Raw genomic sequence first — 13,118 nt, 5'->3', positions numbered from 1 at the left:
TGGTGCGGGCGCGCCAGGCGGCGGCGGTGGGGGTGGACCGTTGAGGAAGGTGTTGCCCGTCGGCGGTGCATCGGCCGGCGCTGCGGGCTCGGCCGGTGTGGGTGCGGTCTCGGTCACGATCTGCGGCATGTGCTGGGTCTGGTCGCTCTGGCTTTCCTCGTAGGTCGAGCTGCTCGACCCGCTGGACCCGGTCGCACCTGCCGAACTGCCTTCGGGGATGTCGGGCATCGGGATCGGCGGCAGGTTCAGCCGTTCCTCGGGGATGTCCGGCGGCGGGACCGGGGGCTGACCGTTGATCATCAGCGGTCCCTTTGCGCTGTTCAGCAGCGTCGACCAGCCGCCGTTGCCCAGGGTGGCACCGATGCTGCACGACACCTGATGGCTGCCTGCCGCCCAGCTGGGCAGCGAAATGGTGCTGTAGATCAGCGTCAGCGTGGTGTTCCGCAACTGGATCGGCGCCAGGTAGGCATCCGTCAGCTTGGTGCACGCGTCTTTGATGAACGTGTCCTGCTCCGACTCGGGGGGAAGGCCCTCCGGGAACCGCTCGGCGAGATTGACCGAACCCGTCACCTCCATCGCATGTGGCGCCGCGCAGTCGACGGGGATGTCGGTGGGTTGGTTGGTGGTCGGGTCGATGCCCAGACAGGTGCCTGTGTCCCAGACCTTCGACTGGTCGATGTCGGCGACCTTGCCGGTGAATGCCAGCTGCTGGTTGTTGGGGCCGGGCAGCTGCAGACCGCACAACATTCTGCGCTCTCCGGACTGGCGCCAGGCCTTGTCGCCGGACCACAGCATGCTGACCGTGAAGCGGCTGTGCGGGTCGAACCGGGCACCCAGGTAGCGCTTCACCGCGGCCGAGCACTGTTCCTGGCTGATCTGCTGGATCCGGGCCGCCGACGGTGGTGCGGCGTCGGGCCCGTACTCGCTGCCCGGGAAGGTGCGCATGTCCACCGACTCGGCCACCTCGAACCGGTGCTCGGTGCTGCATTCGACGATCTCGGCCGCGTCGGGGGTGCGATCGGGCCAGTTGAGGCAATCGCCGCTCTTGGCATGGTCGAAGGTGTCGTTGCCGCGGGGGCCCAGTGAGATCGAGTTCGCGGTGAGGTTGCCGGTCCGGTCCGACTGGGGCAGCGCGGTGATCACCCCGGCGATCAGCAGGCCGCCGAGCGCGGTCAGCAGCAGGGCGCGACGGGTCGACTCAGCCCGGAAGCTACGCCACCACGCCTGTTTGGTGGGCGTCGAGCTTCCCTCTGCGGGTTCGGGTGCCTGGGCCATCCGCTCCATTGTGACAGGCGTGTCAGGTGCTAGGGCAAGTGATGCAGTTGTAACGTTATGTGGTTGTGCCGGCCGATCCCGCGACCCCGTAGGGTTTTGCCCGTGATCGACCTGAAGGTGCTACGAGAAGATCCCGACTCGGTGCGTGCCTCACAACTGGCCCGGGGCGAGGACCCGGCGCTCGTCGACGCGCTCGCCGAGGCGGACGCTGCGCGGCGGGCGGCGATCTCGACCGCCGACAACCTGCGCGCCGAGCAGAAGGCGGCCAGCAAGCTGGTGGGCAAGGCATCGCCCGAGGAACGCCCCGCGCTGCTGGCCTCGGCCAAGGAGCTGGCGGAGAAGGTCAAGGCCGCCGAAGCGTCCCAGGCGGAGGCCGAGAATCGCTTCACCGCCGCGCACATGGCCATCTCCAACGTCATCATCGACGGTGTCCCCGCCGGCGGCGAGGACGATTTCCGGGTGCTCGACACCGTCGGTGAGCCGAGGGTGATCGACGACCCGAAGGATCACCTCGAGCTGGGGGAATCGCTGGGCCTGCTCGACATGGAACGTGGCGCGAAGGTGGCCGGTTCCCGCTTCTACTTCCTCACCGGTGCCGGAGCGTTGCTGCAGCTGGGCCTGTTCCAGCTCGCCGTGCGCGTGGCCGTCGACAACGGCTTCACGCTGATGATCCCGCCGGTGCTGGTGCGGCCGGAGATCATGGCCGGCACCGGCTTCCTCGGCGCCCACGCAGAAGAGGTCTACCACCTCCCCGAAGACGACATGTACCTCGTCGGCACCTCGGAGGTGCCGTTGGCGGGATTCCACGCCGACGAGATCATCGACCTGGCCGACGGGCCCAAGCGCTATGCCGGTTGGTCGTCCTGTTTCCGGCGTGAGGCGGGCAGTTACGGCAAGGACACCCGAGGGATAATCCGCGTGCACCAGTTCGACAAGGTCGAGGGCTTCGTCTACTGCCGTCCCGAGGAGGCCGAGGCCGAGCACGAGCGGCTGCTCGGGTGGCAGCGTCAGATGCTGGCCCACATCGAGGTGCCCTACCGCATCATCGACATCGCCGCCGGTGACCTCGGCTCGTCGGCGGCCCGCAAGTTCGACTGCGAGGCGTGGGTGCCGACCCAGCAGACCTACCGGGAGCTGACCTCGACGTCGAACTGCACGACGTTTCAGGCGCGTCGGCTCTCGGTGCGCTACCGCGACGACAACGGCAGACCTCAGACCGCCGCGACGCTCAACGGCACGCTGGCCACCACCCGCTGGCTGGTGGCGATCCTCGAGAACCATCAGCAGGCTGACGGCAGCGTGCACGTTCCGCAGGCGTTGGTGCCCTATGTCGGAACATCGGTCCTCGAACCCGGGAGGAAAAAATGACCGAACTGGGCATGGTCGAAATGGACCTCGACGAACTGAAGACGTGGTTCGGATTCGGTGTCGCGGGGAACTTCGCGGGGCACCTGGAGCAGGCCGGCGAGGCCGACGACTTCGTGAACGTGACCTCCGAGGGCGGTGCACCCAAGGGCATCTTCCCCTGGTACGCACCGGGTCACGCCACCTTCCTCGGGGAGTTCCCGTTGTCGCACGACGCCATCGAGTTGCCGCAGAGTGACGCCCCGCTCAATCTGCAGATCGAGCCGGAGGTCGGGCTGGCGTGCGAGGTCAGGTGGGCCGGCGACACCGTGGCGTCGTTGCAGCCGATTGCGCTCGGCGCGTTCAACGACTGCTCGATCCGGCGGCCGAACGCGCCGAAGATCAGCTACAAGAAGAACTGGGGTCCGGCGTCGAAAGGCGTTGCACCGCAGTTCTTCGACATCAGTGACCTGACGCCGGACGGTCCGACCGCCACGCTGCGGCTGCTGTGCCACCTGCACACCGCCGACGGTCAGGAGCACGAGTACGGGGTCGACAGTCCCTTGCTGGGTTACTCGTACTACGGGGAGGTGCTGCTGGACTGGGTCGTCGACCGGCTGGCCAATCAGAAGGGTGCCCCGGGAACGCCGTTGGAGGACGTCGGCGCATTGATGGTCGCGAGTGGTCATCCGACGAAGGTGCTGATCGGGATCGGTGCCACCAGGTACACCCCGCTGGGTGAGTCGACCTACCTGAAACCCGGCGATGAGGCGGTGGTGCGGGTGTACGACACCGCGAACGAAGCGCGATCCGAACTGCGCCAGACGGTTTCGGGCTAGGCCTCGACATGGTTGGCAGGGTGGAGCAGCTGTGGCGGTTTCCCGTCAAGTCGATGGGCGGCACCAGGGTCGACGCAGTGCACGTCGACCTTCACGGGGTGCATGCCGACCGGCTATGGGCGGTCCGCGATCTCGAGCGTGACATCACCGCATCGGCCCGAAAAGTGCCTGCCCTGTTGGGTTTTTCGGCGCGCTACGCTGCGGAGCCCGGGCCGGATGCCGGGCCGGGCAATGTTCCCGAAGTGATCGTCACCACGCCCGACGGCGTCGAACTGTCCAGTTCCGACCCCGAGCTCGACCGGAGGCTGTCGGAGTTGCTCGGCCGCGAGGTGAAGATGACGGCTCTTCCGGCACGCGCAGACACCAGCCTGCACCGATTGTCCGTCCGGCAGACCCGGGCCAACTATTCGCCCACAGAGGTGCGACGCGACTTCGGGCTGTCCGAGTCCGAAGCGCTGCCCGACACGTCGCTCTTCTCGACCAGACAGATGCTGACACTGGCCCGTTACGCTACGCCCCCGGGAACTTTCGTGGATCTGAGCCCGGTGCACGTGCTCAGCACGACCAGTCTGGCGACGCTGTCCGAAGGGTCTGAAGGGGGGGCCTCCGGCGCGCCCTACGACGTGCGTCGTTTCCGCCCCAACGTGCTGGTGGCTCTCGACGACGCGGCGGGCGGTTATCCCGAGGCCGGCTGGGTGGGTGGTGACGTCGAGTTCGGCTCGGTGACGTTGCGGATCACCAACCCGACCATCCGGTGTGTGGTGCCCACCCGTCCCCAACCCGGCCTGGAACTCGACCGCGGACTGACCCGGCGGCTGGCCGAGTCCACCGACCGGTTCCTCGGCGTGTACGCCGATGTCGCCACGCCGGGCGTGGTGCGTGTCGGGGACCCGGTGCGGGTTCGGATGGCTGCGCCCCCGAATGCGGCCAGGCGGGTGGCTGCCGCGGCGGGCCGCACGGCGATGCGGCAGATGCAGCGGGTGCTGGAGGCCACCGTCCTGCGGGAGCGGTGACGGTCGTGCTAACGGGCGTGTTGCAGTAGCTCCTCGAGCAGTTCGACGAACTGTCCCGGGCGCACCGGTGTGCACGCCGGATCCGGATACGTCCCGGGCACATCGAGGGTGATCAGCGTCGATTTCAGCGGTCGGCGGACATCGAGCGGTAGCCAACGCTTCAGGTCCGAACTGCCCCAGATCCGAAACCGCTGCATGAACAACCCCAGTGGAGTGCTGCGGTAACCGCGGATGCTGCGCAGCGGGATGATCTTCGACGTGCCGGAGGGAAAGTGATAGCGGCGCAGCGTGAGCGCCTCCTGGTCCAGCTGGATCAGGCCGTCGTCGTAGTACTGCGGTGGGGCGCTCACAGCTTCGCCGACCGAAGTTCGTGGCCCTTCGAGGTCAGACATCTACCGTTGTCGAGGTTCCACTGCCAGCCGTGCAGATTGCAGGTCAGCGTGGACCCTTCGACCACGCCGAACTTGGACAGGTCGGCTTTCAGGTGCGGGCACCGACGCTGGATCTCCCAGCCGTCCAACGTGATCGACGCCGTGTCGTCGTGTGCCTCGGCGAACCAGCCGTCGGCGTAGGCGATCCGCTCGGCGGTCAGGCACTTGAAGAACGTGTAGAGGTACTCGTTGTACCCCCCGACGCGCCACGCCCGGAACCGCGTGGACAGGAAGATCGTGTTGACCCAGTCGGGCTCGCCGTCCCGGATCACCGTGCGCACCAGCTCGGGCGCGATGTCGAAGCCGTAGCGGAACTTCTCGTCCGGGATCGCTTCACGCACTGCGCGTTTGGGGAAGTCCAGTACCACGCTCTCCGGCCCCAGCCGCAGTTCCACGGGGTAGCCGATGCCGTCACAGATCTGGTCGCTGGCCAGCATGATCGGCTCGAACACGGCACGCAGCGGCTCGAGCAGCGGTTCGCCGGCGGCGGGCGCCCATCCGGCTTTCTCGGCGGCCAGAACCGGCGCCATCCGGTCGGCGTATGCCGCGATGTAGTCGGCCTTGCCGGTGGTGAAGATGGCTGTCACGTCGTCTTCGGGAATCGGGTGATCGAGTGAGTTCAGTTGTGTGCCGGTGAAATCGGCGGTCGACCCGGGGATCATGAGCAGTCCGCCGTCGCGGCCGTGGGAGCGCATCTGCTCGAGGAACACGACCTGGTCGGGAAAGATGTTCGCCGGGTCGCCGTGATCGTCGTTGAGGTCACGAAGCTCGGGATCGAGAAAGCACGGTGGGCCGGCAGAGGGAATCACCCACGTCGCGCCCACCTGGGCGATGTACTGCCGGCAGCGGTCCATCTGCCGCTGCCGCTTCTGGCTGCCGAAGGCTTCCTTGGCCCGCTCGGGCATGTCGTAGACCATCGGGTACCAGATCGCCCCGGAGTACTGGAGCATGTGCACGTCGATCTGGCCGAAATCGGCGTGCAGGACGTCGAGATCCACCGGGCGGGCGTCGTTCATGTTGAAAACGGTGGTGACCCCGTCGTCGACGACCAGTCCGGAGTCGCCGATGGGTCCGTCGGCGGGAGCACGCAGGGCGATGACCATCACGTCCAGGTCACCCTTGGGACCGCTCACCCGGTGCTTGACGGAGTCGGTGGTCTCGAAGAAGCGGTGAAAGCCCAGCTTCTCCAGTTCCCGGCGCAGGTCGGGGACGGGGAAGTCCGGCAGCAGGACGACGGCGTCCTTGTGGACGTGCTCACGCAGATTCCGCGGGTCGAAATGATCTTTGTGCAGGTGGGACACGTACAGGTAGTCCACGTCGCCCAGGGCGGCCCAGTCCAGCCCGCTGTTGTCGGGGAAGGGGAACCAGGAGGCGAAGTACGCCGGGTTCACCCACGGGTCGCACAGAATGCTTCCGGCCTCGGTGTCGATGCGGAAGCCGGCGTGCCCGACGCTGGTGACCTGCACAAAGATCCTCTCCATGGCCGATTCCGGGTCTGGTCGTGTTGCCTTGCAGCTTAGCCGGGCACCGTGTGCTCGCACCGGTCTGGGACTGTGTGCCCGCGCGCACTACGCTTGCGGCTGTGGAACCGGTATACGGCACTGTCATCCAGCTCGCCCGGCTGGTGTGGCGGGTGCAGGGCCTGAAGTTCACCGTCACCGGGGTGGAGAACCTGCCGCGCACCGGCGGCGCGGTGATCGCGATCAACCACACCAGCTACTTCGACTTCACGTTCGCCGGGCTTCCCGCCTACCAGCAGGGCCTCGGCCGCAAGGTGCGGTTCATGGCGAAAAAAGAGGTCTTCGACCACAAGGTCACCGGTCCGATCATGCGCAGCCTGCGCCACATCGAGGTCGACCGGCACAGCGGGGCGGCCTCGTTCGAGGAGGCCTGCCGCAAGCTCCGAGAAGGGGAGTTCGTCGGCGTCTACCCGGAGGCCACGATCAGCCGCAGCTTCGAGATCAAGCAGTTCAAGTCCGGTGCGGCCCGGATGGCGATCGCAGCCGGAGTGCCGATCGTGCCGCACATCGTGTGGGGCGCCCAACGCATCTGGACCAAAGGACATCCCAAGAAGCTGGGACGGACCAAGGTCCCGATCTCGGTCGCTGTGGGCAAGCCGATCGAACCGACACTGCCCGCCGCCGAGCTGACCTCGCTGCTGCACTCCCGGATGCAGCACCTGCTCGAGCAGGTGCAGGACGCTTATGAGATCCAAGCTCCGCATCCCCCCGGCGAGTTCTGGGTCCCGCACCGGTTGGGTGGGGGTGCGCCGACGCTGGCCGAGGCCAACCGGATGGACGCCGAGGAGGCCGCCTACAAGGCGGCCCGCCGGGCGGGCACACCCGGGCCGGACACCGGAACGACCGGGGCGCCGGGGTAACCGGATGGAACCGGTTTTCCGCACGCTGGAAATCGCAGCGCAGCTTGCAGTCAGGGCTACCGGGACGCGGATCACCTATCAGGGACTCGAACACCTCCCCGCCACCGGCGGCGCTGTCGTCGCCATCAACCACACCGGCTATGTGGACTTCCTGCCCGCCGCCCTGGCGGTGATGAACCGCAAGCGCCGCATGCGTTTCATGATCAAGGCCGAGATGAGCGAGGTGACGGTGGTGGGGTGGTTGATCCGGCACACCGGCACCATCACGGTGGACCGGCAGGCCGGCGCCGGTGCGTACGCCGCGGCGGTGGAGTCGCTGCGTGCCGGTGAACTCGTCGGCGTGTATCCCGAGGCCACCATCAGCCGCAGCTTCGAGCTCAAGGAGTTCAAGACCGGTGCAGTGCGGATGGCCCAGGAAGCGCAGGTGCCGATCGTGCCGCTGATAGTCTGGGGAGCGCACCGCATCTGGACCAAAGACCATCCGAAGGCGTTGGGGCGCAAGAAATTTCCGATCAATGTGGCGATCGGACAACCTGTGGCGCCCAGTGGAACCGCCCAGGAACTCGCCGCCACCATGCGTTCGGAGATGACCCAGTTGCTGCACACCTCACAGTCGGCCTACCCGCAGCCGCCGGGTGCGTTCTGGCTGCCGCAACGACTTGGCGGCAGCGCCCCGAGCCCGGCCGAGGCCAAAGCCCTCGACGCGGCAGAACTGGCGGAACGGGCCCGCAGACGGGCCAAGCGCTCATGACGTCACCCGAGCAGGGAAGTGGTCGGAAGCCGGCGCTGATCGCCACCGATGTGGACGGCACGCTCCTCGACGACGACGAGAACGTCAGCCCGAGAACCCGGGCTGCGGTACGTGCGGTCGTCGACGGCGGCGCGACGTTCGTGCTCGCCACCGGCCGCCCGCCGCGGTGGGTCAGGCCGATCGTGGACCAGCTCGGCTTCGCGCCGATGGCGGTGTGTGCGAACGGGGCGGTGATCTACGACCCGTCGACAGACCGCATCGTCTCGGCCCGCTCTCTGTCGGCTGATGTCCTCGGTGAGCTCGCCGAGATCGCCACCCGGGTGATCCCCGGCGCCGGGCTGGCCGTCGAACGGGTGGGCCGCAGCGCCCATGACGCCGCCACCCCGCAGTTCGTCAGCTCCCCGGGCTACGAACACGCGTGGCTCAATCCCGACAACACCGAGGTGTCGATCCAGGACCTGCTCAGCGCCCCCGCGATCAAGTTGCTGATCCGCAAAGCCGGCGCCACCAGCGCTGACATGGCTGCAGAACTGGCCAAGCACATCGGGCTCGAGGGGGACATCACCTATTCCACGAACAACGGCCTGGTGGAGATCATGCCGCTGGGGGTCAGCAAGGCCACCGGCATCGAGGAGCTGACCCGCCCGCTGGGAGTCGCCGCCACCGAGGTCGTCACCTTCGGAGACATGCCCAACGACGTGCCGATGCTCAGCTGGGCGGGCCTGGGCGTGGCGATGGGCAATGCGCACCCGGACGCGCTCGCCGCCGCCGACGAGGTCACCGCCACCAACGTCAAGGACGGGGTGGCGAGGGTGCTCGAGCGCTGGTGGCTGTGAAGGCGCGTGCCACCACTGCCGCACCGCGAAAGTCGGCGCTGCACTATCTTGTTCCGCGTGATGCGGATCAGATTGGTCGGAATCGTGCTCACGGCGATGGCAACGATCGGTGTTGCGGCGGGCATGGTCGGGCTGGCCCCGACCGCCGTTGCCGCTGATCCCGACTGGTCGACCCTGGATGCCCGCTCCTATGGCGGGTTCGTCCCACCGGAAGGTGGGACGTTGATCGCCCAGGTGCCGTTGAACCCTGAACTGTCGGTGACCGGCGCAGGCGCGGCGTATCGCATCCTGTATTCCACGCGCAATCAGCACGACCGGCCCGCAGTCAGCACCGCGGTGGTGTTCACCCCGAAAGCTGCGCCACCGCAGCGGGGTTGGCCGGTGATCGCCTGGGCGCACGGCACCGTCGGTCTCGGGGACGACTGCACACCGTCGGCGCGGCCGCGGAGTGCCCGCGACAACGAGTACCTCAGCCATTGGCTGGATCAAGGGTATGCGGTGGTGGGTACCGACTATGTGGGGCTGGGCACTCCAGGGTTGATGAGCTACCTCAACAGTGCTTCCACCGCACGAGCGGTTGTCGACTCGGTGATCGCCGCACATCAGATGGGACTGCCGCTTTCCCGGCAGTGGGCCATCGTCGGGCAGTCGCAAGGCGGAGGCGCCGCGGTCAACAGCGCGCGCTGGGCCTCGGAGCTCAGTGCAGGCAGTGGTCTGGACTATCGCGGTGTGGTGGCCACCGGCACCCCGGCCAACATCGAAAGCGTCGTGAAGCTGGGGGGCCCCGACCTCGAACTGCCCAGGCAACTGGGACCTGCCGCCAACAGCTACACCGCCTACATTCTGGCCGGATTCCGTGAGGCACGTCCCGATATCGACGTCAACAGGGTGCTCACGCCGCTGGGTGTCGATGCCGTCGACAAAGCCGAGACCGTGTGCAAGCCACAGTTGGATCAGGAGTTGGCCGGCATGACTCCGACGCAGTTCTTCAGTGCACCGCTGGCCTCCCTTCCCGGTGTGTCTGAAGCGCTCGACGACTACATGGGTACTCCGGTGACCGGCTACGACCGGCCGATCTTCCTTGGCGCCGGCTTATTGGACCGCGACGTGCCGGCGAAGTCGTCGCTGGTGCTGTATGACCAGTTGCAGGCGAACAACCAGGACGTTGTGCTCAAGATCTACCCTGACGAGGATCACAGCGGCACCGTGCTGGCGTCCCTGCCGGATACCACACCGTTTCTGGCGGCGCTGTTCACAGACCCTTAGGACGTGCTCGGACGCGTACCGCAGCCGGGGTCCCCGTCGATGTCGCGATAGACGGTCCCTCCAGGCTCCCGGGTAGGGTGCCAGGACGCATAACAGACGCTAAGGATTGGGTGGCAGTGGGTTTACGGTGCTATGCGCTGGCCGCGGTGATCGCTGTGCTCGCCCTGATGGGCGCGCCACCGGTAGGTGTTCCCCAGGCGGCTGGTCAGCCCGAAACCGATACGCAGGCAGTCACCGTGGCGGTCCACCCCCTCGAACCGTTCGTGATGGAGACCAGCAGCGGCGAGCTGACAGGATTCGGCATCGAACTGTGGAACGAGATCGCCGACCGGCTCGGGTGGACAACCGAGTACATCGACGCCGGTGACGTCCGCGGCCAGCTGGCGGCAGTCGCCGACGGTCGGGCCGACGTGGCAGTCGGAGGCATCTCCCTGACTGCTGAGCGGGAGCAGTCCTTCGACTTCTCCCATCCCACCCTCGACGCCGGACTGCAGATCATCGTCCCCGTGCACCAGACCCGGCCCTCGGTGCCCGGGCTCGGCGGCTATCTCGATCTTCTTCTCTCCCGGACCATGCTGATCTGGCTCAGCGCCGCCATAGTGGTCAGCGTCTTTCCCGCGCATGTCTTCTGGCTCATCGAGCGCCGCAGCGCCACACCCGTCGTGTCGCGGTCGTATCTGCCCGGCATCATCCAGTCGTTCGGCTGGGGCATCGGATCACTGGTCGGAAAGAACAGCACCACGGCAACCAAGGCGATCACCCAGGCCCTGGCCATCCTGTGGGGCTTCGCCGGCATCGTCTTCGTCGCGTTCTACTCTGCCAATCTCAGTGCAACCCTGACCGTGGCCAAACTGGATGCCAAGATCAACGGTCCGGCCGACCTGTACGAAAAGTCGATCGCGACGGTCGAGGACACGACATCGGCTTCGTTCCTGCGCAGGATGGGCATCGATGCCACGGAGACCAGAACCATCGAGGACTCCTATCATCTGCTGCGCGAAGAAGGTTACGACGCAGTGGTCTTCGATGCGCCTGTGCTGCGTTACTACGTGGCCCACCGCGGCGAAGGTGTCGCAGTCATGGCCGGACCGGTGTTCCAAGAGGAAGACCAAGGATTCGTGTTCAACGTGAACAGCGCACTGCGCAAGCCGACCAACCAGGCACTGTTTCGAATGCGCGAAGACGGCACCTACAACCTCATCAAAGAGAAGTGGTTCGGGGACGACGCCGCCGCCGCAGCGGGTGACCTCAACTGACCCGCCGAGTCGTCTCCATCGCCCGGGGTGCGCGAGCGCCGGTGGCTGTAGGCCGGTCAGACGGGGTTGCTCGGCGGGGTGAACCGCTCCAGCTGTATCGGTGCCAGGTCGGCCGGGGGCGGTGGCAACTCGACGGGGACACCGTCGATGACGCGGATGACCCGGCCGTCCTCCCGGTCGAAGTTGAGCGTGCCGTGCTGGAAGTTCTGCACGATCCACAGCGGCGCGGCGATCTCTGCGCTGGTCGGCAGGCCCAACGCGCCCCGTTCGAAACCGAGCGCGCCCCATGCCTTGTAGAGCTCGCCGGTGACGGGTTCGGCCCCACTCTCGGGAGACCAGTACACCGCCCCGCGTTCGAACGTCACGTACCGCGTCGAGCCCTCGCCCGCGGACTCGGGCGACGTCGGTCGTCCGAGGTAGCTGTTCATGCCGCCCAGCGATTCCCACTTTGCGTGGATCGCGCCGCCGCGCAGCATCTCGGCCAGCTGGTCGGGCCCCGGCGGGTCGTTGAATCGCGCCGCGATGTCGCGGATCTGACCCAACAGTGCGTAGGCCGCGTTGCCCGGGCACTCGGTGTTGCCGACGTCGCGGTGGGTGAAGATCGTCGGCAACGTCGGTGAGGCGCCGAACGGGAACTTGGTGAACGAGCCCCCCTCGGACGGCAGCACGACGGCGCCCATCGGGTCGACACCGGCCTGGCCCAGAACCCAGCCCAGCAGCCGAGCCGTGGTGCGCAGCTGAATCGGTGTCGGGGGAACCACATCGAAGTTGCCGAGCATCGCGACCCCCCACGTGTTGTGGTTGAAGCCGCCGGTATGTGCGCCCTCGACGGGCCGGGTCATGCCGCCTGCGCGGCCCTCGAAGACCTGCCCGTACTTGTCCACCATCGCGTTGTAGGCGATGTCGCACCAGCCCAGCGTGCGGGTGTGGTACTCGTAGATCGACCGGACGATCCCGGCTGAGTCTCCCGGCAGGTATTCATTGCTGCCCGCGGTGTGGTGCACCACCCCAGCCTGAATCCTGTTGTCGTAGCGGGGTTCTCCGCAGCGCATCGCCTCGTCCGCGCCCCACTGCGGGCGGCTGATGATGTTCGGCGGTTGTCCGGGAGGAGTGGCGGCGTTCGGCAGCGGCAGCAGGTCCGCCGGGGTCTCGGGGGGACTGATGAGCACCGCGTTGATGTTCTGTCCGAACGGCTGTTCCACGTTGGCCGGGACGTACCCCAGGGGTTGCTGGTCGCCGTCTTCGCGCGGCGCTGCGGGGGCGGTCGCCGGCGCTTCGGCCGGGCGGGTGACCGCGATCTGCACGGTGGTGGTGCGTCCGACGAACACGGGCTCGGTGCCTCGTAGGCCGCCCCGCCCGGGTTGCTCCTCGCCGACGCCCTCGAGCTGTTCGGCCTCGTACCACGGCCCCCAGGATCCGTCCGCCTTCTCGGCGCGCACCCGGGCGGTGGTGCCGCTGAGGTCCTCGGAGGTCAGCGCCACCATGGAGAACGGCGTCTCCTGATGGATCTCCCGGATCGTCTCACCGCCGCCCAATTCGGTCAGTGGTTGCTGCGCTACGTGGGGGGCGGCCGCTGCCGGTACCTGGTCGTCACCGGGAACGCCGGTGAGAGCCCACGGCAGTAGCACCACTGTCGCCGCCAGAGCGGAGAACAGTATCGACGGCGCGGGGCGGCGACACAGCACGGCATGATGTTACGTATGTGTCTGATGGTGCACGTGTTTCGA

General features: G+C 67.2%; 12 protein-coding genes. 8 read left to right on the top strand and 4 right to left on the bottom strand.

Going from position 1 to position 13,118, the window contains the following annotated elements:
* The coding region (locus tag BEMPMBAN_RS07270) for a septum formation family protein (RefSeq protein WP_159229670.1) at positions 1 to 1,284 on the bottom strand (1,284 nt) is incomplete at its 3' end.
* A 93-nt stretch (positions 1,285 to 1,377) separates the two neighbouring features.
* Here BEMPMBAN_RS07270 and serS point away from each other — a divergent pair.
* From serS to BEMPMBAN_RS07255, 3 genes are read left to right on the top strand one after another with little or no spacing between them, the layout of a single operon-like run.
* Positions 1,378 to 2,643, top strand: coding sequence for a serine--tRNA ligase (serS, locus tag BEMPMBAN_RS07265; protein WP_159229669.1), 1,266 nt, complete (start codon positions 1,378 to 1,380; stop codon positions 2,641 to 2,643).
* An 11-nt stretch (positions 2,644 to 2,654) separates the two neighbouring features.
* Positions 2,655 to 3,458 (top strand): DUF5718 family protein, encoded by an 804-nt coding sequence (locus BEMPMBAN_RS07260; protein WP_159229691.1) that lies wholly within the window; start codon positions 2,655 to 2,657, stop codon positions 3,456 to 3,458.
* 20 nt (positions 3,459 to 3,478) lie between these two features.
* A complete protein-coding gene (locus BEMPMBAN_RS07255) occupies positions 3,479 to 4,471 on the top strand; it encodes an MOSC domain-containing protein (RefSeq protein ID WP_234897337.1) in 993 nt (330 codons plus the stop codon).
* Positions 4,472 to 4,479: 8 nt separating this feature from the next.
* Here BEMPMBAN_RS07255 and BEMPMBAN_RS07250 read toward each other — a convergent pair whose 3' ends face one another.
* Together BEMPMBAN_RS07250 and BEMPMBAN_RS07245 are read right to left on the bottom strand one after the other, a co-directional pair.
* A complete protein-coding gene (locus BEMPMBAN_RS07250) occupies positions 4,480 to 4,821 on the bottom strand; it encodes a hypothetical protein (RefSeq protein ID WP_159229667.1) in 342 nt (113 codons plus the stop codon).
* Positions 4,818 to 6,368: an MBL fold metallo-hydrolase gene (locus BEMPMBAN_RS07245; RefSeq protein ID WP_159229690.1), complete on the bottom strand. Its 1,551-nt coding sequence runs from the start codon at positions 6,366 to 6,368 to the stop codon at positions 4,818 to 4,820. The genes BEMPMBAN_RS07250 and BEMPMBAN_RS07245 overlap by 4 nt, the downstream gene beginning before the upstream one ends.
* Positions 6,369 to 6,484: 116 nt before the next feature.
* Between BEMPMBAN_RS07245 and BEMPMBAN_RS07240 the strand changes: the two genes are divergently transcribed.
* The 5 genes from BEMPMBAN_RS07240 to BEMPMBAN_RS07220 all read left to right on the top strand — a co-directional run bounded on the left by BEMPMBAN_RS07240 (position 6,485) and on the right by BEMPMBAN_RS07220 (position 11,391).
* The gene (locus BEMPMBAN_RS07240) at positions 6,485 to 7,282 is read left to right on the top strand and encodes a lysophospholipid acyltransferase family protein (protein ID WP_159229666.1); all 798 of its coding nucleotides are present in this window, start codon (positions 6,485 to 6,487) and stop codon (positions 7,280 to 7,282) included.
* Positions 7,283 to 7,286: 4 nt separating this feature from the next.
* Positions 7,287 to 8,033 (top strand): lysophospholipid acyltransferase family protein, encoded by a 747-nt coding sequence (locus tag BEMPMBAN_RS07235; RefSeq protein WP_159229665.1) that lies wholly within the window; start codon positions 7,287 to 7,289, stop codon positions 8,031 to 8,033.
* Positions 8,030 to 8,869, top strand: a complete 840-nt coding sequence (locus BEMPMBAN_RS07230; RefSeq protein ID WP_159229664.1) for an HAD family hydrolase — start codon at positions 8,030 to 8,032, stop codon at positions 8,867 to 8,869. Before BEMPMBAN_RS07235 ends, BEMPMBAN_RS07230 begins: the two co-directional genes overlap by 4 nt.
* A gap of 96 nt (positions 8,870 to 8,965) precedes the next feature.
* Positions 8,966 to 10,135, top strand: coding sequence for an alpha/beta hydrolase family protein (locus tag BEMPMBAN_RS07225; protein WP_159229689.1), 1,170 nt, complete (start codon positions 8,966 to 8,968; stop codon positions 10,133 to 10,135).
* A 116-nt stretch (positions 10,136 to 10,251) separates the two neighbouring features.
* Positions 10,252 to 11,391 carry a transporter substrate-binding domain-containing protein gene (locus BEMPMBAN_RS07220; protein WP_234897336.1) on the top strand — a complete coding sequence of 380 codons (1,140 nt, stop codon included), beginning with the start codon at positions 10,252 to 10,254 and terminating at the stop codon, positions 11,389 to 11,391.
* A gap of 56 nt (positions 11,392 to 11,447) precedes the next feature.
* Here BEMPMBAN_RS07220 and BEMPMBAN_RS07215 read toward each other — a convergent pair whose 3' ends face one another.
* The gene (locus BEMPMBAN_RS07215) at positions 11,448 to 13,076 is read right to left on the bottom strand and encodes an N-acetylmuramoyl-L-alanine amidase (RefSeq protein WP_159229663.1); all 1,629 of its coding nucleotides are present in this window, start codon (positions 13,074 to 13,076) and stop codon (positions 11,448 to 11,450) included.
* Positions 13,077 to 13,118: the final 42 nt, after the last annotated feature.

Origin of the sequence: Mycolicibacterium austroafricanum (genome assembly GCF_902705885.1) — a bacterium.
Lineage (GTDB): Bacteria > Actinomycetota > Actinomycetes > Mycobacteriales > Mycobacteriaceae > Mycobacterium > Mycobacterium vanbaalenii_A.
This window is presented reverse-complemented; position numbering and strand designations above follow the sequence as displayed.

Bases quoted from the DNA above. Each gene is read 5' to 3' on its own strand.
- BEMPMBAN_RS07225 (WP_159229689.1), top strand. From the start codon at position 8,966: ATGGCAACGATCGGTGTTGCGGCGGGCATGGTCGGGCTGGCCCCGACC.
- BEMPMBAN_RS07260 (WP_159229691.1), top strand. From the start codon at position 2,655: ATGGTCGAAATGGACCTCGACGAACTGAAGACGTGGTTCGGATTCGGT.
- BEMPMBAN_RS07230 (WP_159229664.1), top strand. From the start codon at position 8,030: ATGACGTCACCCGAGCAGGGAAGTGGTCGGAAGCCGGCGCTGATCGCC.
- BEMPMBAN_RS07235 (WP_159229665.1), top strand. From the start codon at position 7,287: ATGGAACCGGTTTTCCGCACGCTGGAAATCGCAGCGCAGCTTGCAGTC.